At 52.9% G+C, this 20,499-nt stretch carries 18 protein-coding genes; 9 read left to right on the top strand and 9 right to left on the bottom strand.

Translation table 11 applies throughout. The features are described 5' to 3' along the window. Positions 1–87: 87 nt before the first annotated feature. The 8 genes from OGV83_RS02575 to OGV83_RS02540 all read right to left on the bottom strand — a co-directional run bounded on the left by OGV83_RS02575 (position 88) and on the right by OGV83_RS02540 (position 9,062). A complete protein-coding gene (locus OGV83_RS02575; RefSeq protein WP_058668699.1) occupies positions 88–1,452 on the bottom strand; it encodes an MFS transporter in 1,365 nt (454 codons plus the stop codon). Between the two features lie 253 nt (positions 1,453–1,705). Continuing rightward, a complete protein-coding gene (cyoE, locus tag OGV83_RS02570) occupies positions 1,706–2,596 on the bottom strand; it encodes a heme o synthase (protein WP_072025291.1) in 891 nt (296 codons plus the stop codon). Between the two features lie 11 nt (positions 2,597–2,607). Next, on the bottom strand, positions 2,608–2,937 hold the full coding sequence (locus OGV83_RS02565) for a cytochrome o ubiquinol oxidase subunit IV (RefSeq protein WP_012133553.1): 330 nt from the start codon (positions 2,935–2,937) through the stop codon (positions 2,608–2,610). Next, positions 2,937–3,557 (bottom strand): cytochrome o ubiquinol oxidase subunit III, encoded by a 621-nt coding sequence (locus tag OGV83_RS02560; protein WP_012133552.1) that lies wholly within the window; start codon positions 3,555–3,557, stop codon positions 2,937–2,939. The genes OGV83_RS02565 and OGV83_RS02560 overlap by 1 nt, the downstream gene beginning before the upstream one ends. Then, positions 3,547–5,538 (bottom strand): cytochrome o ubiquinol oxidase subunit I, encoded by a 1,992-nt coding sequence (gene cyoB / locus OGV83_RS02555; protein ID WP_012133551.1) that lies wholly within the window; start codon positions 5,536–5,538, stop codon positions 3,547–3,549. Before cyoB ends, OGV83_RS02560 begins: the two co-directional genes overlap by 11 nt. Before the next feature lie 19 nt (positions 5,539–5,557). Further along, entirely contained in the window at positions 5,558–6,505 is a 948-nt protein-coding gene (cyoA, locus tag OGV83_RS02550) for a cytochrome o ubiquinol oxidase subunit II (RefSeq protein ID WP_012133550.1), read from the bottom strand. Between the two features lie 458 nt (positions 6,506–6,963). Further along, entirely contained in the window at positions 6,964–8,439 is a 1,476-nt protein-coding gene (gene ampG / locus OGV83_RS02545) for a muropeptide MFS transporter AmpG (protein ID WP_024130594.1), read from the bottom strand. A 44-nt stretch (positions 8,440–8,483) separates the two neighbouring features. Next, positions 8,484–9,062: a lipoprotein gene (locus tag OGV83_RS02540; RefSeq protein ID WP_012133548.1), complete on the bottom strand. Its 579-nt coding sequence runs from the start codon at positions 9,060–9,062 to the stop codon at positions 8,484–8,486. A 304-nt stretch (positions 9,063–9,366) separates the two neighbouring features. Between OGV83_RS02540 and bolA the strand changes: the two genes are divergently transcribed. The 9 genes from bolA to fadM all read left to right on the top strand — a co-directional run bounded on the left by bolA (position 9,367) and on the right by fadM (position 19,735). Next, the gene (bolA, locus tag OGV83_RS02535; protein ID WP_012133546.1) at positions 9,367–9,684 is read left to right on the top strand and encodes a transcriptional regulator BolA; all 318 of its coding nucleotides are present in this window, start codon (positions 9,367–9,369) and stop codon (positions 9,682–9,684) included. Between the two features lie 347 nt (positions 9,685–10,031). Next, positions 10,032–11,330, top strand: a complete 1,299-nt coding sequence (tig, locus tag OGV83_RS02530) for a trigger factor (protein ID WP_012133545.1) — start codon at positions 10,032–10,034, stop codon at positions 11,328–11,330. A gap of 246 nt (positions 11,331–11,576) precedes the next feature. Continuing rightward, entirely contained in the window at positions 11,577–12,200 is a 624-nt protein-coding gene (gene clpP, locus OGV83_RS02525; protein WP_003021624.1) for an ATP-dependent Clp endopeptidase proteolytic subunit ClpP, read from the top strand. A 129-nt stretch (positions 12,201–12,329) separates the two neighbouring features. After that, entirely contained in the window at positions 12,330–13,604 is a 1,275-nt protein-coding gene (gene clpX / locus OGV83_RS02520; protein ID WP_012133543.1) for an ATP-dependent protease ATP-binding subunit ClpX, read from the top strand. 184 nt (positions 13,605–13,788) lie between these two features. Further along, positions 13,789–16,143 carry an endopeptidase La gene (gene lon, locus OGV83_RS02515; RefSeq protein WP_012133542.1) on the top strand — a complete coding sequence of 785 codons (2,355 nt, stop codon included), beginning with the start codon at positions 13,789–13,791 and terminating at the stop codon, positions 16,141–16,143. Positions 16,144–16,352: 209 nt separating this feature from the next. After that, a complete protein-coding gene (gene hupB, locus OGV83_RS02510) occupies positions 16,353–16,625 on the top strand; it encodes a nucleoid-associated protein HU-beta (protein WP_003021629.1) in 273 nt (90 codons plus the stop codon). Positions 16,626–16,848: 223 nt separating this feature from the next. After that, positions 16,849–18,720, top strand: coding sequence for a peptidylprolyl isomerase (ppiD, locus tag OGV83_RS02505; RefSeq protein WP_058668700.1), 1,872 nt, complete (start codon positions 16,849–16,851; stop codon positions 18,718–18,720). Between the two features lie 149 nt (positions 18,721–18,869). Then, on the top strand, positions 18,870–19,244 hold the full coding sequence (locus tag OGV83_RS02500; RefSeq protein WP_047458466.1) for a helix-hairpin-helix domain-containing protein: 375 nt from the start codon (positions 18,870–18,872) through the stop codon (positions 19,242–19,244). Positions 19,245–19,336: 92 nt separating this feature from the next. Continuing rightward, positions 19,337–19,735, top strand: coding sequence for a long-chain acyl-CoA thioesterase FadM (gene fadM, locus OGV83_RS02495; RefSeq protein ID WP_012133539.1), 399 nt, complete (start codon positions 19,337–19,339; stop codon positions 19,733–19,735). A gap of 47 nt (positions 19,736–19,782) precedes the next feature. Here the strand turns inward: fadM and queC are convergent, their stop codons facing one another. Continuing rightward, a complete protein-coding gene (gene queC, locus OGV83_RS02490) occupies positions 19,783–20,478 on the bottom strand; it encodes a 7-cyano-7-deazaguanine synthase QueC (protein WP_012133538.1) in 696 nt (231 codons plus the stop codon). Positions 20,479–20,499 lie beyond the last annotated feature (21 nt).

Raw genomic sequence — 20,499 nt, 5'->3', positions numbered from 1 at the left:
ATTATGCCCGGTGGCGCGATGCTTACCGGGCCTACAACGTGCGTGCTCTGTAGGCCGGATAAGGCGGTAGCCGCCATCCGGCACTTCTCACGCCAGCCTGATCGCCTGCTCAACCTCAAAACGGTTGGTCACTTTGCTGTCGATCTTCACATAGGCGGAATGCTCTTTCTCTGCGATCAGTACCTCACTCACACCTTCAGTCGCCAGCAAACGCTGTTTCAGCGCGTTATCGGCGGCAATCTCCGGCGGAATTTCCACGCGTAAGCTGCTGACATACGGCGGTTCTTTCATCGTACTTGCTACCGCCAGCCAGACGACGGTCAACAATGCGCCAGCCAGAAATACCGCCTGACCGCCGAACAGACCATTCACCCAGCCGCCCAGCGAGCCGCCAATCGCGACGCCGAGGAACTGGCTGGTGGAGTAAACGCCCATCGCGGTGCCCTTATAACCAGCAGGAGACTCTTTGCTGATCAGCGAGGGGAGGAGGGCTTCCATCAGGTTAAAAGCGAGGAAGAACAGCTGTACCCCGGCAATTAACCCCCAGAAGTGCACGCCTGCGCCCCACAGCACGACTTCGGCAATCAGTATCAACGCGACGCACAGCAGAAAGACCCGCTTCATCCGGCGTTTGACTTCGGCGTAGATAATGAACGGGACTACGGAGCCAAATGAGATCAGCATTGTGACCAGATAAATCTTCCAGTGTTCGGCGGCGGGGAAACCGGCAGCGGCAAGCTGGCCGGGGAGGGCGACGAAGGTCGACATCAGCAGAATATGCAGACACATGATGCCGAAGTTAAGCTTCAACAGCTTAGGTTCGGCCAGCACTTTGCTGAAACTGCCTTTCACCATGCCGGATTCACGGTTCAATACGTGGGTCGTGCTGTTGGGGACAACCCAAACGGTCAGGGCGATGCCGAGCGCGGCGAGTGCGGCAATCATCCAGAACAGGGCGTTCAGCCCCAGTTTGTGGGTGACGATCGGCCCAAGCACCATCGCAATGGCGAAGGTAATACCAAAACTGACGCCGATAAACGCCATCGCTTTGGTTCGGTTTTGCTCGCGGGTTAAGTCAGACAGCAGCGCCATGACGGCGGCGGCGATTGCGCCAGAGCCTTGCAGCGCGCGGCCAAGAATAATCCCCCAGATGGAGTCAGACAGCGCGGCGATCACGCTACCCAGCACGAACACGGCCAGACCTCCGATAATTAACGGCTTACGCCCGACGCGGTCTGAGAGTAACCCAAAGGGGATCTGGAAAACGGCTTGCGCCAGGCCGTAAATACCGATAGCAATGCCGATCAAGGCTTCGCTGGCGCCCTGAAGCGCCATACCATAGGTGGTCAGAACCGGCAGGACCATAAACATGCCAAGCATGCGCAAAGAAAATACAGTCCCTAAACCCCAGGTGGCGCGCAACTCACCCGGCGTCATTTTGTAATCGTTCATTCCCACCTCTGTATAAAATCCGCGACTAGTGTAAAGCGGTAAACGGGTGGGGTAAATACGTGCTTAATGAACAAATGTTGCGTTTGTGAGGGGGATTTTATCAGGCAATAAAATGCCGGATGGCAACGCGAAAGCGTTTTATCCGGCCTACTCGCTGAGCGCGTTGCGTAATGCCCAATGGCGCTGTGCGGTTTCCGTAGGCCGGATAAGGCGTAAGCCTCCATCCGGCAGAAGATTTGTTGCAGGGCGGGTGTTACCAGACCGAAGCCAGCAGGCTGTGTGAGTCCGGCACCATAAAGTCGACGGACATCATCACGCTTAACGCAGTGATGGCGATGATGGAAAAGCCGAACAGCTTACGCGCCCAGACTTTGTCATCTTCCACTTTGTAACCGCGCAGAGCCATACCGAGCCACCAGACGCTCACGGCTGCCGCGACCACCAGATATTTATATCCGGCATAGCCACCCAGGGAGAGCATCAGCGTCGCAACGGCAAAGGCGATGATGTACAGCGTGATATGGTTCTTCGCCACCGAGATGCCTTTCACCACCGGCAGAACCGGAATGTTGGCAGCCTGATAATCCTTGAAGCGGAAAATCGCGATGGCGTAAGAGTGCGGCATCTGCCACAGGCTAAAGATCGCCAGCAGAATCAGCGCGCCGCTGTCGAACTCGCCCGTTACGGCGCAGTAGCCAATCACCGGCGGCGCAGCGCCGGAGAGAGAACCAATCAGCGTGCCGTAAACGGAGTGGCGTTTCATGTACAGACTATAAATGCCGACATACACCACGAAGCCCATCACCCCCAGCCAGCAGGCCAGAGGATTCGCGCCAAACCACAGCAGCATAAAGCCAGCAATACCCAGCAAGGTGGCGTACACCAGCGAGACAGCAGGAGAAATCAGGCCTTTGACCAGCACCCGATTCTTGGTCCTTTCCATCTTCCTGTCGATATCCCTGTCGATGTAGTTGTTAAATACACAACCCGACGCCACAACCAGTGACACCCCGACCAGCGTATAGATAAACAGGGGATAGTCGATGCTGCCTTTAGAAGCCAGCAGGAATCCCCCAATCACCGAGATCAGGTTGCCAAAGATGATGCCTGGTTTCGTTACTTGCAGGTATTGCTTAAACATCATAACCGCCGCTCTTAGTGCATCATCATATTGTAGTTCAGGTTCCACATAATCCAGATGGAGCCCACCACCAGAATGGCAATGATCAGCACGGTAAAGACAAAGGCCGTCATGTTCCAGCCTTCGTCAGATTTCGTATTCATGTGCAGGAAGCACACCAGATGCACCAGAATCTGCACCACTGCCATCGCCAGGATAGTCCCCAGAATCACGGCCGGGGAACCTGTACCCGTCATCACCATCCAGAACGGAATGACCGTCAGGATGATCGACAGAATAAAACCTGTCATGTAAGTTTTTACGCTGCCGTGGGACGCGCCGCTGTGATCGGTAGAATGACTCATTACATCGCCCCCATCAGATAAACAACAGTGAACACACAGATCCACACCACATCCAGGAAGTGCCAGAACAGGCTCAGGCACATGATGCGGGTACGGTTAGTGCTGGTCAGGCCGCGACGGGCGATCTGCACCATCAGCACGGCCATCCAGATAAGACCGGAGGTGACGTGCAGACCGTGCGTACCGACCAGCGCGAAGAACGCAGACAGGAAGCCGCTGCGATCCGGGCCCATGCCTTCAACAATCAGGTGATGGAATTCGTAGATTTCCATCCCGATAAATCCGGCACCGAACAAGAAGGTCAACGCCAGCCAGGAGACAACCTGGCTCTTGTTATCCTTGTGCATGGCGATAGCCGCCATGCCGTAGGTGATGGAGCTGAACAACAGCAGGAAAGTTTCAACCAGAACGAACGGCAGTTCAAAAATGTCCTTACCTGTCGGGCCGCCTGCGGTGCCGTTCACCAGAACGGCATAGGTCGCGAACAGAATAGAGAACAGAATGCAGTCGCTCATCAGGTAGATCCAAAATCCGAAGATTTTGGTCTGGCCTGCATCGTGGTGCCCGTGTTCGTGCGCGTGGGCAGTCGCGTGCGTTTGCGCTAAAGTATCAGTTGCCATTTTTCAGCCCTGCCTTAGAAATCTCATCGAAATGCTGGTTTTCCAGTTTTTCGACTTCCGGGACTGGTACGTAGTAGTCCACGTCCTCGTCAAAGCTCTTAACAATCCAGCTGATGATCATGCCTGCGAAGCTTGCAATCGCCAGCCACCAGATATGCCAGATCATGGCGAAACCAAAAATAGTGGAGAAGGCGGCGATAACGATGCCCGCACCGCTGTTTTTCGGCATATGAATTTCTTCATAATGCGCAGGCTGTTTGTACGCTTCGCCTTTTTCTTTCATTTCCCAGAAGGCATCACGCTCGTGAACGTGCGGCACAACGGCAAAGTTATAGAACGGAGGCGGAGAAGAGGTTGCCCACTCCAGCGTACGCGCGCCCCACGGGTCGCCGGTCAGGTCGCGGTTCTGCTCGCGGTCGCGAATAGAAACGAAGATCTGAATCAGCTGGCACAGGATGCCCAGTGCAATCAGCGCGGCGCCACAGGCGGCAATCAGCAGCATTGGATGGAACTGCGGGTCAATCTGCTGGCTGAGACGACGGGTCATCCCCATGAAGCCCAGCACGTACAGCGGCATAAACGCCACGAAGAAGCCGATGATCCAGAACCAGAATGCGCGTTTACCCCAGGTCTCGTTCAGCGTGAAGCCGAACGCTTTTGGCCACCAGTAGGTCATACCGGCGAAGCACCCGAAGACCACACCGCCGATGATAACGTTATGGAAGTGCGCAATCAGGAACAGGCTGTTGTGCAGAACGAAGTCCGCGCCCGGAACCGCCAGCAGAACGCCAGTCATACCGCCGACCGAGAAGGTCACGATAAAGCCGATCGTCCACAGCATCGCTGAGTGGAAGACGATACGCCCCTGGTACATGGTGAACAGCCAGTTGAAGATCTTAACCCCGGTCGGGATCGCGATAATCATCGTGGTAATACCGAAGAAGGCGTTTACGTTCGCGCCCGCACCCATGGTGAAGAAGTGGTGCAGCCAAACGATGAACGACAGAACGGTGATACACACGGTCGCCCAAACCAGCGAGGTGTAACCAAACAGGCGTTTACGCGAGAAGGTTGCGGCGATTTCGGAGAACACCCCGAAGACCGGCAGTACCAGGATGTACACTTCCGGGTGGCCCCAGGCCCAAATCAGGTTGATGTACATCATCATGTTGCCGCCCATATCGTTGGTAAAGAAATGGGTGCCCAGATAGCGATCCAGGGTCAGCAGCGCGATGGTGACAGTCAGAATTGGGAAGGAGGCGATAATCAGGATGTTCGCGCACAGCGATGCCCAGGTAAATACCGGCATCTTGAACATGGTCATGCCTGGCGCACGCATCTTCAGAATCGTCACGAAGAAGTTGATACCGGTCAGCGTCGTACCGATACCGGATAGCTGGAGACTCCAGATCCAGTAATCGACCCCGACACTCGGACTGTACTCTATTCCCGAGAGCGGCGGATAAGCCAGCCAGCCGGTCTGCGCGAACTCACCAACGCCCAGAGACAGGTTAACCAGGATAACGCCGACAACGGTGAACCAGAAGCTCAGGTTGTTCAGGAACGGGAACGCAACGTCACGCGCGCCGATCTGCAACGGAACCACCAGGTTCATCAGACCGATAACGAATGGCATTGCCACGAAGAAGATCATGATCACGCCGTGAGCGGTGAAGATCTGATCGTAGTGATGCGGCGGCAGGAAGCCTGCTTCGCCCGCAGAAGCCAGCGCCTGCTGGCTACGCATCATGATGGCGTCGGCAAAGCCGCGTATCAACATAACAATTGCGACGATGACATACATGATGCCAAGACGCTTGTGGTCAACCGAAGTAAGCCACTCTTTCCATAGGTAGGTCCACTTACCGAAGTAAGTGATCAAGGCTAAAAGCGCCAGACCCCCGACGATAATGGCAGCGATCGTAACCATGACGATAGGTTCATGGAACGGGACTGCATCCAGTGTCAATTTTCCGAACATCGTTTTCTTCCTCGGCCCCTTAGTGAGCGGATTCCGCGTGGCTCATGTCCATGCCTTCCATGCCTTCATGCGAGCTGTGCTCACCTTCCGGTTGGGTCATGTCCATGCTCTTACCGTGAGCCATAAATTTGTTAATGACGTCTTTAAACAAATCCGGTTTCACGTTGGAGAAATATTCCACCTGGTTGTATTCGCTTGGCGCAGCCACTTTCTCGAACGCAGCCATGTCGCTCATGGTGTTCGGTGACTGTTTAGCTTTAGCAACCCACTGGTCGAATGTGGCGCGGTCCGGCGTGGCGATAGCTTTGAACTTCATACCGGAGAAACCAGGGCCGCTATAGCTTGCGGAAATACCATCATAGGTACCGGCTTCGTTGGCGATCAGATGCAGTCGAGTCTGCATACCGGCCATGGCATAAATCTGGCTACCCAGACGCGGGATAAAGAAGGAGTTCATCACGGAGTTGGAGGTCACTTTGAAATAAACCGGAGTGTTCGCCGGGAAGGCGATTTCATTCACGGTTGCAATGCCCTGTTCCGGGTAGATGAAGAACCATTTCCAGTCCATGGAAACCACTTCGATGGTAATGGGCTTCTCGTCATGCGCCAGCGGCTTGCTTGGCTCAAGAGCGTGAGTGGTTTTCCAGGTAAGTACAGCAAGGAAAATGATGATCAGAATCGGCACCGTCCAGACCACAGCTTCCACTTTATTGGAGTGTGACCAGTTCGGGCTGTACTTCGCATCTTTATTGCTCGCACGGTACTTCCAGGCGAAACCAACAGCCATCAAGATGGCGGGAATCACGACAATCAACATCAGGCCAAAAGCCGTCAGTATCAGTGAACGTTGTTCCAGTCCAATCTGTCCTTTGGGGTCAAGAAGTGCAGAATTACAGCCACTGAGTAATGCAGTGCCTGCAATTAATGACAACCATCCCAAACTTTTATTGTATTTCCTGAGTCTCATTTAACGACCTCAATTCCACGGGACCTGGTGGCGTTTAAAGTGTGTGGGCATTTTACGGGAAGGTTACATTACTGTAAACATGATTGGATCTGTGTTACTGGGTTCTGCCGGGCATGTCACATATGTTGCAGGATATGTCGCGTTGACTTTAAGAACCTGTTGCAACATCACGTTATAACGAAAGAGGGCAGGAAAGCAGGGCTTACAGGGTAATTGGTATAACCAATGCGAAATTAAAACAATTGTTTAACAATTAATTATCAACAAAGAGACAAATGAAAAACAAAAAATAAAACTATATTGGCTGAATCGAGTAAGGAAAATAAAATCTATAAAAGGCGTCAATAATTTCCAGATGCTATTGCGCACAAAACAACAAATATTATTTTTCGCAACTGCTGCTTATTTAGCCGTTATAATTTCGCTCTGTTATTACAACGGCAAATAACGTTGCCCGCTTACACAAGACGTGTTTTGCGTAGCGCCAGATAATCCAGCACCCCGCCGAACAAAATGCCGCATATCGCCACCATGACCCCCGCCTCAAGCAGTTCGGGCAGGAAGGAGAAGCGAGTGTAGTCCACGGCGTTCATCGTCAGCAGCAACAGCCATACCGCCAGCAGGCCGCAACCGATCATTAGCGTCAGCAGCGCCAGACCATACGCCCCGCGAAATTCCGTACGGGGGATGAAGCTTTCGCTTTCCCAACTGTGTTCAAGGGTTTGACGACAAACCAGCAGAAGCAGAAGGCCAGGCACGGCCGCTGCGACAGAAAAGAGATAAAACGTGGGCCAGCCATGCGCTTCGACAAACCATCCGGCAACGGGGCCGACATACACGCGTCCCACCGCAGAGAGCGCGGAGAGCAGGGCAAACTGGGTGGCGGAAAACGATTTGTTGCACAGCGTCATTAACAATGCGACAAAGGCCGCCGTTCCCATCCCGCCGCACAGGTTCTCGAAGAAGACCGCTGCGGCCATGCTGAACATATGCTTGTCCGTCACGGAAAGCAGCCAGTAACCGGCGTTGGAAACGCCTTGCAAAATGCCGAAAATCAGCAGCGCGCGGAAAAGGGAAAGGCGCTGCATCAGGATGCCGCCGTACAGCGCGCCGACAATTGTCGCCAGCAGTCCCAGCGTTTTATTGACCACGCCGACTTCACCGGCATCAAAACCAACGCCGCGAATCAAAAAGGTGGTGGTCAGGCTCATGGCGAACGCGTCGCCCAGCTTATACAGCACGATTAACAACAAGATCAGCCAGGCGTTGTTGCGGCCAAAAAAGTCGCGCAGCGGAGCGGCGACCGCCTGTTCCAGCGTTTTAGGCACTGGAATGGAATCTTCAGGTTCAGGGGCCAGGAGCGTGGCGATAATACAGGGTACAAGCAGCGCCGCCATCAGCCAGTACATCCCCTGCCAGCCGAGCCAGCGATCCGCCAGCCACAGCGCCAGACCACCGGAGACCAGCATCCCTAGCCGATAGCCCAGTACGCTAATCGCCGCCCCGGTGCCGCGTTCTTCCGCAGGCAGAACATCTGTTTTCCACGCGTCAAAGACAATGTCCTGAGATGCGGAACAGAAGGCGATGATAACCGCCAGCGCCGCCATCCAGCGCAGCTGCGTGCCGGGTTCCAGAAAACCCATCGCCGCAATGGCGAGCAGCAGCAGAATCTGCGTGGTAATCAGCCAGCCGCGACGACGACCTAAAAAAGGTGGCGTGTAACGGTCCATGACCGGAGACCAGAGGAATTTAAAGACGTAGGCCTGGCCCACCAGAGAGAAGAAACCAATGGTTTTGAGATCGATATTCTCAACGGTCATCCAGGCCTGTAGCGTGCCGGAGGTGAGCGCGAGGGGTAAACCTGATGCAAACCCCAGAATCAACAGGATAGCTGAACGCGGTTGCTGAAAAATACGTAAATATTGGTTGGGCATGGGCATCTACAGGCCCGACAAGCGCCGGGCCATCTGGACAGAAATTAACGTGCGTTCTGCTTAATGAATTCGTGAATGCTGGTGTCCTGAGACATATCAGCGATGGTGTCGGTCAGGACGCTGTTAACCGCGTTGGCGATATTCTGGTTGGACGCCTGGAATGCGCCTTCAACAGAGTAGCTCGCACGGTAGTTTTTCGTCATCTTGTTGCCGTTTGCCGCCGTCGCGATGATGGCGATATCCGCTTTGGTGGCGATGTTGTAGCGAACGTTACCCTGAGATACATCGGCATACAGCTGATTTACGATGATTTGCAGGTTAACAGCGCCGTTTGGCCCCACCATATAACCGCGTGCGGTCATCTGTTTTTCCAGCACTTCTTGCAGCAGGAAGCGCAGATCGCGGGAGGCGGTCAGAGTAACCAGTTGGTTATTACGCGTAACTTTCGCCAGCGCCTGATCCTGACGCTGGTCGGCGCCGTTGATGCTCACAGTAACGCCCATCAGGCTTGGATCTTGTTGCGGCAGTGTGATTTTCGGCGATACGTCAATGGTTGTCGGCGGTGTTGCGCACCCTGCCAGCATAACCAGAGCAATTAATGGAAAGAGGATTTTCTTTAACATGTTCGGGCTCTCAGTGACTCTTAAGCGTGATAGATAAAAATTCCCGCCATCATAACATTGCCAACGGCGAGGGGAAGTGGTCAACGCATGTAAATTCATCGCGTTGTCTGTTTTCTGACCCTCGGTACACCTTACTTCGGGTTTTCGCAACCAAATGAATGGATAAGTCAGTAAACTTCATACGTTTGAATGAAAATATCAGACGAACGCTAAATTTTTGTTGTCATGATGTAATGTAAACGGTAAAAGCGGCTAGTATTTAAAGGGATGGGTGACATCTCAGCGTTGTCGGAGGAGATATTTCATGATGATACGTGAGCAAATAGAAGAAAAATTAAGGGCAGCGTTCGAACCCGTGTTCCTCGAAGTTGTGGATGAAAGCTATCGTCACAATGTTCCGGCAGGCTCTGAGAGCCACTTTAAGGTTGTGCTGGTCAGCGATCGCTTCACTGGCGAACGTTTTCTTAATCGCCACCGGATGATTTACGGTACGTTAACGGCAGAACTCTCCACAACCGTACATGCGCTGGCCCTGCATACCTATACCATTAAGGAGTGGGAAGGATTGCAGGATACGATCTTCGCATCGCCTCCTTGCCGTGGCGCAGGAAGCATCGCGTAGAAAAACGCATTTGCAACTGTTGGCGCTTTTCCAGTCTGTTGCTACAGATTATGTGAAAACGGCCTGCGGGCCGTTTTGTTTTGTCTGAATTTTGAGCGAGATGTACAGTATTCAGACCAAAATTAGCCGGGAATTGTGAAAAAAGCCGCAGCAACGCGCGATAACCGTTCTCGACTCATAAAAGTGATGCCGCTATAATGCGGCGTCTTATTTTTCGGAATGTCTTCGGGATGATTCTGACGACAGGGAATGTGATTGATTATGAGAACATCCCGGTTCCGCGAAGCCAACAACCTGTGCTTGCGGAGTAGAGTTGACCGAGCACTGTGATTTTTTGAGGTAACAAGATGCAAGTTTCAGTTGAAACCACTCAAGGCCTTGGCCGCCGTGTAACGATTACTATCGCTGCTGACAGCATCGAGACCGCTGTGAAAAGCGAGCTGGTCAACGTAGCGAAGAAAGTGCGTATTGACGGCTTCCGCAAGGGCAAAGTACCGATGAATGTTGTTGCTCAGCGTTATGGCGCTTCTGTTCGCCAGGACGTTCTGGGTGACCTGATGAGCCGTAACTTCGTTGACGCGATCATCAAAGAAAAAATCAACCCGGCTGGCGCACCGAACTATGTTCCGGGCGAATACAAACTGGGTGAAGACTTCACCTACGCTGTAGAATTTGAAGTCTACCCGGAAGTTGAACTGACCGGTCTGGAATCCATCGAAGTTGAAAAACCGGTTGTTGAAGTGACCGACGCCGATGTTGACGTGATGCTGGACACCCTGCGTAAACAGCAGGCAACCTGGAAAGACAAAGACGGCGCTGCTGATGCAGAAGACCGTGTAACCATCGACTTCACCGGTTCTGTTGACGGTGAAGAGTTCGAAGGCGGCAAAGCGTCTGACTTCGTACTGGCGATGGGCCAGGGTCGTATGATCCCGGGCTTTGAAGACGGTATCAAAGGTCACAAAGCAGGCGAAGAGTTCACTATCGACGTGACCTTCCCGGAAGAATATCACGCTGAAAACCTGAAAGGTAAAGCCGCTAAATTCGCTATCAACCTGAAGAAAGTTGAAGAGCGCGAGCTGCCGGAACTGACCGAAGAATTCATCAAGCGTTTCGGCGTTGAAGATGGTTCTGTTGCCGGTCTGCGTACTGAAGTGCGTAAAAACATGGAACGCGAGCTGAAAGGCGCTGTGCGTAACCGCGTGAAGTCTCAGGCGATTGAGGGCCTGGTGAAAGCGAACGACATCGACGTTCCGTCTGCGCTGATCGACAGCGAAGTTGACGTTCTGCGTCGTCAGGCTGCACAGCGTTTCGGCGGCAACGAGAAACAAGCGCTGGAACTGCCGCGTGAACTGTTCGAAGAACAGGCTAAGCGTCGCGTTGTTGTCGGCCTGCTGCTGGGCGAAGTGATTCGCACTCAGGAGCTGAAAGCTGACGAAGAGCGCGTTAAAGGTCTGATCGAAGAGATGGCTTCTGCGTACGAAGATCCGAAAGAAGTTATCGAGTTCTACAGCAAAAACAAAGAGCTGATGGACAACATGCGTAACGTCGCTCTGGAAGAGCAGGCTGTTGAAGCCGTTCTGGCAAAAGCGAAAGTGACTGAAAAAGCCACTTCCTTCAACGAACTGATGAACCAGCAGGCGTAATTCGTCGCTTAATTAGCACGAAATTCGCACAAGAGCCCGTCACCTCCAGGTGGCGGGCTTTTTTTTGTCACGCATTTTGCATGGAAGAGTGCGAAAACAGCGTTTCAGTGTTAGCGTTACAACAAAAGATTGTTATGCTTGAATTATGGCGATGCCGTACCCATAACAGAGGGACTAGCTGATAATCCGTCCATAAGGTTACAATCGGTACAGCAGGTTTTTTCAATTTTTATCCAGGAGACGGAAATGTCATACAGCGGCGAACGAGATAACTTTGCACCCCATATGGCGCTGGTGCCGATGGTCATTGAACAGACCTCACGTGGTGAGCGCTCTTTTGATATCTATTCTCGTCTACTTAAGGAACGTGTCATTTTTCTGACTGGCCAGGTCGAAGACCATATGGCTAACCTGATTGTGGCGCAGATGCTGTTCCTGGAAGCGGAAAACCCGGAAAAAGATATCTATCTGTACATTAACTCCCCAGGCGGGGTTATCACCGCAGGGATGTCTATCTACGACACCATGCAGTTTATTAAGCCGGACGTTAGCACGATTTGTATGGGCCAGGCGGCTTCTATGGGCGCGTTCCTGCTGACTGCTGGCGCAAAAGGCAAACGTTTCTGCCTGCCTAACTCTCGCGTCATGATTCACCAGCCTCTCGGCGGTTATCAGGGCCAGGCGACAGATATTGAAATTCATGCCCGTGAAATCCTGAAGGTGAAAGGGCGCATGAATGAACTTATGGCGCACCATACGGGTCAGTCTCTTGAGCAGATTGAACGTGATACCGAGCGCGACCGCTTCCTCTCCGCGTCTGAAGCGGTGGAGTACGGTCTGGTCGACTCGATTTTGACCCATCGTAATTGATGCCCAGGGCGCAGGTGTGCCGCTATAATACTATCCAGGGGCGGCACAACGCTGACAAGCGACTTGCGCCTGAGAATGGCATTTGCGTCGTCGTGTGCGGCACAAAGAACAAAGAAGAGGTTTTGACTCATGACAGATAAACGCAAAGATGGCTCGGGCAAATTGTTGTACTGCTCTTTTTGCGGCAAAAGCCAGCATGAAGTGCGCAAGCTGATTGCCGGTCCATCCGTGTATATCTGCGACGAATGTGTTGATCTATGTAACGACATCATTCGCGAAGAGATTAAGGAAGTGGCACCGCACCGTGAACGCAGTGCGCTGCCGACGCCACATGAAATTCGCAACCATCTGGACGATTATGTTATCGGCCAGGAGCAGGCGAAAAAAGTGCTGGCGGTCGCGGTATACAACCACTACAAACGTCTGCGCAACGGCGACACCAGCAATGGCGTTGAGTTGGGCAAAAGTAACATTCTGCTGATCGGGCCGACCGGTTCCGGTAAAACGCTGCTGGCCGAAACGCTGGCGCGCCTGCTGGACGTACCGTTCACCATGGCGGATGCCACCACCCTGACCGAAGCCGGTTATGTGGGCGAAGATGTTGAGAACATCATTCAGAAGCTGTTGCAAAAATGCGATTATGATGTGCAGAAAGCGCAGCGCGGTATTGTCTACATTGATGAAATCGACAAGATTTCCCGTAAGTCTGACAACCCGTCCATTACCCGTGACGTTTCCGGTGAAGGCGTACAGCAGGCGCTGTTGAAACTGATCGAAGGGACGGTTGCCGCCGTTCCGCCGCAGGGAGGACGCAAGCATCCGCAGCAGGAGTTCTTGCAGGTTGATACCTCTAAGATCCTGTTTATCTGCGGCGGCGCGTTCGCCGGTCTGGATAAAGTGATTGCTAACCGTGTTGAAACCGGCTCCGGCATTGGTTTTGGCGCAACGGTTAAAGCGAAATCCGACAAGGCCAGCGAAGGCGAACTGCTGGCGCAGGTTGAGCCGGAAGATCTGATCAAATTTGGTCTGATTCCTGAGTTCATTGGTCGTCTGCCGGTTGTGGCGACGCTGAATGAGCTGAGTGAGGAAGCGCTGATCCAGATCCTGAAAGAGCCGAAAAACGCCCTGACCAAACAGTATCAGGCGCTGTTTAACCTGGAAGGTGTCGATCTGGAATTTCGTGACGAAGCGCTGGATGCTATCGCGAAGAAAGCGATGGCGCGTAAAACCGGCGCCCGTGGTCTGCGTTCCATCGTTGAAGCGGCGCTGCTTGATACCATGTACGATCTGCCTTCTATGGAAGACGTCGAAAAAGTGGTTATCGACGAGTCCGTCATCGGCGGTCAGAGCAAGCCGTTGCTGATTTACGGCAAGCCGGAAGCGCAGCAGGCATCCGGTGAATAATTAACCAACTCATACAATCAGTTAACGAAAAAGGGGGGATTTTATCCCCCCTTTTATTTTTCCGTAAACATGGCGTTGAATGTGTGGGAAACATCCCCATATACTGACATACATGTTAATGGCTGCGTGAAGCACAGTCGCGCAGTCTGATTACCTGGCGGACACTAAACTAAGAGAGAGCTCTATGAATCCTGAGCGTTCTGAACGCATTGAAATCCCCGTATTGCCGTTGCGCGATGTGGTGGTTTATCCGCACATGGTCATACCCTTATTTGTAGGGCGGGAAAAATCTATCCGTTGTCTGGAAGCGGCTATGGACCATGATAAAAAAATCATGCTGGTCGCCCAGAAAGAAGCATCAACGGATGAGCCGGGTGTAAATGATCTTTTCACCGTCGGGACCGTGGCCTCAATTTTGCAAATGCTGAAACTGCCTGACGGTACTGTCAAAGTGCTGGTTGAGGGGTTGCAGCGCGCGCGTATTTCTGCGCTGTCAGATAACGGCGAACACTTTTCCGCTAAGGCGGAATACCTTGAATCGCCGGCGATTGATGAGCGCGAGCAGGAAGTGCTGGTGCGCACTGCCATCAGTCAGTTCGAAGGCTACATCAAGCTGAACAAAAAAATCCCACCGGAAGTGCTGACGTCGCTCAATAGCATTGACGATCCTGCGCGTCTGGCGGACACCATCGCTGCCCATATGCCGCTGAAACTGGCGGATAAGCAGTCCGTGCTGGAGATGTCCGACGTTAACGAACGTCTGGAGTATCTGATGGCGATGATGGAATCTGAAATCGATCTGTTGCAGGTTGAGAAGCGTATTCGCAACCGCGTTAAAAAGCAGATGGAGAAATCTCAGCGTGAGTACTATCTGAATGAGCAAATGAAAGCCATTCAGAAAGAACTGGGCGAGATGGACGACGCGCCGGATGAAAACGAAGCGCTGAAGCGTAAAATCGATGCGGCGAAAATGCCGAAAGAGGCAAAAGAGAAAGCGGAAGCAGAATTGCAGAAGCTGAAAATGATGTCTCCGATGTCGGCGGAAGCGACGGTTGTACGCGGCTACATCGACTGGATGGTGCAGGTGCCGTGGAACGCGCGTAGCAAGGTCAAAAAAGACCTGCGTCAGGCACAGGAAATTCTCGACACAGACCATTACGGTCTGGAGCGTGTGAAAGATCGCATCCTTGAGTATCTCGCGGTACAAAGCCGTGTAAACAAAATCAAAGGGCCGATCCTGTGTCTGGTTGGGCCGCCGGGGGTAGGTAAAACCTCTCTGGGTCAGTCCATCGCCAAAGCGACCGGGCGTAAATATATCCGTATGGCGCTCGGCGGCGTGCGTGATGAAGCAGAAATCCGCGGCCACCGCCGGACATACATCGGCTCTATGCCGGGTAAACTGATCCAGAAAATGGCTAAAGTGGGCGTTAAAAACCCACTGTTCCTGCTCGATGAGATCGACAAAATGTCTTCCGACATGCGTGGCGATCCGGCCTCTGCGCTGCTTGAGGTGCTGGACCCTGAGCAGAACGTGGCGTTCAGCGATCACTACCTGGAAGTGGATTACGATCTCAGCGACGTGATGTTCGTTGCCACCTCCAACTCCATGAACATTCCGGCGCCACTGCTGGATCGTATGGAAGTGATTCGTCTGTCCGGTTATACCGAAGACGAGAAGCTGAACATTGCTAAACAGCACCTGCTGCCGAAACAGATCGAGCGTAACGCGCTGAAGAAAGGCGAGCTGACGGTTGAGGATAGCGCCATTATCGGCATTATCCGTTACTACACCCGTGAAGCGGGCGTGCGTAGCCTGGAGCGTGAAATCTCCAAACTGTGCCGCAAAGCCGTGAAACAGCTGCTGCTGGATAAGTCGCTGAAACACATTGTGATCGATGGCGATAACCTGCATGACTACCTCGGCGTACAGCGCTTTGACTATGGCCGCGCGGACAACGAAAACCGTGTGGGTCAGGTAACGGGTCTGGCATGGACGGAAGTGGGCGGCGACCTGCTGACCATCGAAACCGCCTGTGTGCCGGGTAAAGGCAAACTGACTTACACCGGTTCTCTCGGTGAGGTTATGCAGGAGTCTATTCAGGCTGCGCTGACCGTGGTGCGTGCGCGTGCGGAAAAACTGGGTATTAATCCAGACTTTTACGAAAAACGTGACATCCACGTTCACGTACCGGAAGGGGCGACGCCGAAAGACGGCCCGAGCGCCGGTATTGCGATGTGTACCGCGCTGGTCTCCTGCCTGACGGGTAATCCTGTTCGCGCTGATGTGGCGATGACCGGGGAAATTACCCTGCGAGGCCAGGTACTGCCTATCGGCGGCCTGAAAGAGAAACTGCTGGCGGCGCACCGTGGCGGGATCAAAACCGTGTTAATTCCGTTTGAGAATAAACGCGATCTGGAAGAGATTCCAGACAACGTTATTGCCGATCTGGACATTCATCCGGTGAAACGCATTGAGGAAGTTCTGACTCTTGCGTTGCAAAATGAGCCGTCCGGCATACAGGTTGTCACCGCAAAATAGTGACCTCGCGCAAATAGCGCTAAGAAAAACAGGGCTGGCAGGGCATTTCGTGCTTGCCAGCCTTTTTTTGTATAGCTAATTTAGATGACGGATCGGGCTTGCCATCATTAACGGGTGTTGTAAGGGCATGGCAGGCCTGATATAACTGCTGCGCGGTCGCACTTTGAAGGATTCCGGTGCGATATAAATTATAAAAGAGGAAGAGAAGAGTGAATAAATCTCAACTGATCGACAAAATTGCTGCAGGGGCTGATATCTCTAAGGCTGCGGCTGGACGTGCGTTAGATGCAATTATTGCTTCTGTCACTGAATCACTGAAAGAAGGTGATGATGTAGCGCTGGTAGGTTTTGGTACTTTTGCTGTTAAAGAGCGTGCTGCCCGTACTGGTCGCAACCCGCAAACAGGTAAAGAGATCACCATCGCCGCCGCTAAAGTGCCGGGTTTCCGTGCAGGTAAAGCGCTGAAAGACGCGGTAAACTAAGAGCTTCTCCCCCTGGGGATGTGACAAAGTACAAGGGCGCATCATCTGATGTGCCTTTTTTATTTGTCCAGTACTACTTTATTTGAGTTTATGCTGGTTGTGGGCTGACAATTACCCCGGTTTCTTGTCACAATACAGCTTTCCGCGCAGCGTTCAGAAAACGCTATGCTGCGTGAAGTATGAATACGCAAAACAGTCACCTACAGCGGAGTGTGGTTACACCATGATGGACAGCTTACGCACGGCTGCTAACAGTCTCGTGCTCAAGATTATTTTCGGTATCATTATCGTGTCGTTCATTTTGACCGGCGTGAGTGGTTACCTGATTGGCGGAAGCAATAACTACGCCGCAAAAGTGAATGACCAGGAAATCAGCCGCTCGCAGTTTGAGAATGCGTTTAACAGCGAACGTAATCGTATGCAGCAGCAGCTGGGCGATCAGTATTCTGAACTGGCGGCGAATGAAGGCTACATGAAAACGCTGCGTCAGCAGGTACTGAATCGTCTTATCGATGAAGCCTTGCTGGATCAATACGCGCATGAGCTTAAACTCAGCATCAGCGACGAACAGGTTAAGCAGGCCATCTTTTCAACGGCGGCTTTCCAGGTTGACGGCAAATTTGATAACAACCGCTACAACGCGATTGTGAATCAGATGGGGATGACAGCCGATCAGTATGCTCAGGCATTGCGTAACCAGCTCACCACCCAACAACTGATTGCTGGCGTTGCCGGTACTGATTTCATGCTGAAAGGTGAAACGGACGAGCTGGCGGCGTTAGTCGCGCAGCAGCGTGTGGTGCGTGAAGCGACGATTGACGTTAACGCACTGGCTGCGAAGCAGCAGACTACCGATCAGGAAGTGTCCAGCTACTACGAGCAGAACAAGAACCGCTTTATGACCCCGGAGCAGTTCCGCGTGAGCTACATCAAGCTGGATGCGGCTGCCATGCAGGAAACGGTCAACGATGCGGATATCCAGTCTTACTATGACCAGCATCAGGATCAGTTCACCCAGCCGCAGCGTAACCGTTACAGCGTCATTCAGACCAAAACGGAAGATGAAGCGAAAGCGGTGCTGGACGCGCTGAACAAAGGCGGTGATTTTGCCGCGCTGGCGAAAGAGAAATCCGCAGACATTATCTCTGCGCGCAACGGCGGCGATATGGGCTGGCTGGAAGACGCCACCACGCCGGACGAACTGAAAAATGCCGGCCTGAAAGAAAAAGGCCAGCTGTCTGGCGTGATTAAATCCTCTGTTGGCTTCCTGGTTGCGCGTCTGGATGATGTTCAGACTGCGAAAGTGAAGCCGTTGAGCGAAGCGCGTGATGACATTGCCGCGAAAGTGAAGCAGGAAAAAGCGCTGGATGCCTATTACGCGCTGCAACAAAAAGTCAGCGATGCGGCGAGCAACGATACCGAATCTCTGGCGGGCGCTGAACAGGCCGCTGGCGTGAAAGCGGTTGAAACCGGCTGGTTCAGCCATGACAACCTGCCAGAAGAGCTGAATTTTAAACCGGTTGTCGATGCTATCTTCAACGGTGGTCTGGTTGGCGAGAACGGTACGCCGGGCAGCAACTCCGATATCATCACCGTGGATGGCGACCGCGCATTCGTGCTGCGCATCAGCGAGCATAAACCTGAAGCGGTTAAGCCTCTGGCTGACGTGAAAGAGCAGGTGGCTGCGCTCGTTAAGCACAACAAAGCAGAGCAGCAGGCAAAACTGGATGCTGACAAACTGCTGGTTGAGCTGAAAGCGGGTAAAGGCGCAGAAGCGATGAAAGCGGCCGGTCTGAGCTTTGGCGAAGCGAAAACGCTGAGCCGTACCGGGCAGGACCCGGTAAGCCAGGCTGCGTTTGCGCTGGGTCTGCCAGAGAAAGATAAGCCGAGCTATGGCGTCGCTAACGATATGCAGGGCAACGTTGTGCTGCTGGCGCTGGACGACGTGAAAGCGGGCTCTATGCCGGAAGAGCAGAAAAAAGCGATGGTTCAGGGTATTACCCAGAATAACGCGCAGATTACCTTTGAAGCGCTGATGAGTAACTTGCGTAAAGCGGCGAAAATCAAAGTCGGCGATGCGCTGGAACAGCAGTAATCACCGAGACGCTTCGCAAAAAACTGCAAAAAGTTGTAACCCTCAAAGGCCGCCTTCGCGGCCTTTTCCATTTCTGATATTTGCTATTTGTTTGCCTTTCGCCGCCCCGCTATCGTGATGCCACTGTTAACACACAAGGAGAAAACAGTATGAAACATGGAATCAACGCACTGCTGGTCACGATGACTCTGGCCTGCGCAGGCATGACGCACAACGCGCTGGCTGCCGGAACGGTAGAGAAAAATCAGGCGGTACAAACAAAGGCGGATTCGTCTGCGTCCACGCAGACTAAAGCCTCCGTGCCTGCAAAGGCCAGCGATGATGAAGGCGCGAGGGTCAGTATCAACACGGCTTCAGCGGAAGATCTGGCGCGGGTGATGAATGGCGTCGGGCTGAAAAAAGCGCAGGCGATAGTCAACTATCGGGAAGAGTATGGGCCGTTTAAAACGGTGGATGATTTAAAGCAGGTTCCGGGGATGGGGAGTTCGCTGGTGGAACGCAATCTGGCGGTGCTGACGCTGTAATAACTTGCACTGTGGCAAAAGTTTGCCAGGATAATGAGGTCATACCAGTTATGGCCTCTGTTCCTATAACAACAACGTAAGGTTATTGCGCTATGCAAACACAAATCAAAGTCCGTGGTTATCACCTTGATGTTTATCAGCACGTTAATAATGCCCGCTATCTTGAGTTTCTTGAAGAAGCACGCTGGGATGGGCTGGAAAACAGTGACAGCTTTCAATGGATGACGGCCCGCAACATCGCTTTTGTGGTGGTGAATATTAATATTAACTACCGTCGCCCTGCCGTGCTGAGCGATCTGCTGACCGTCACCAGTCAGGTGCAGCAGTTAAACGGGAAGAGCGGCATTTTAAGCCAGGTCATTACGCTTGAGCCGGAAGGGCAGGTTGTGGTGGACGCGCAGATTACTTTTGTCTGTATTGATTTGAAAACGCAGAAAGCATTGCCGCTGGAAGGTGAGTTACGCGAGAAACTGGAGCAGATGGTGAAGTAACGGAAAGTTGCCGGATAAGGTGCGTGCACCGCCATCCGGCAAAACGATCACTTTAACCCTGTTTTCTGCTTCATTGCCGCCATCACTGCCGGTTTATCCGCCAGATAATGGTTCAGACCGTTGGCGCGCAGATTACAGGCGGCGCACTGCCCGCAACCGTCACCTTTGATGCCGTTATAACAGGTCAGCGTCTCTTCGCGCACCAGATCCAGCTTGCCCCAGTAATCAGCGAGTGCCCAGGTTTCGGCTTTATCAATCCACATCAGCGGGGTTTCAAAGCGAATATCCTTCGCCATACCCAGGGTGACGGCATGGTTCAGCGCTTTGACAAACTCATCGCGGCAGTCCGGGTAGCCGGAGAAATCCGTCTCGCAAACGCCGGTGATCACCGCTTCGGCTTTCACCTGATAAGCGTAAATTGCCGCCAGAGTCAGAAACAGAATATTACGCCCAGGGACAAACGTATTCGGAATACCGTCGGCATCCGGTTCATAGTCCGGTACGGGAATGTTATCGCGCGTCAGGCTACTGACCGCCAGTTCGCTCAGCAGCGTTACGTCCAGCACCTTATGCGCACGCGCGCCGAGTTTTAAGGCCAGATCACGTGCGACATCAATCTCAGCGCGATGGCGCTGACCATAATCAAAGGTGACGCAGTGCACTTCATCATACTGATGCAGCGCTTGCGCCAGACAGGTTGTGGAGTCCTGGCCTCCACTGAATACAACGACGGCACGTTTCATAACTTATCCTGACAAAAACGA

The organism is Citrobacter sp. CK189, assembly GCF_030333505.1.
GTDB classification, from domain to species: domain Bacteria; phylum Pseudomonadota; class Gammaproteobacteria; order Enterobacterales; family Enterobacteriaceae; genus Citrobacter_B; species Citrobacter_B koseri.
This window is presented reverse-complemented; position numbering and strand designations above follow the sequence as displayed.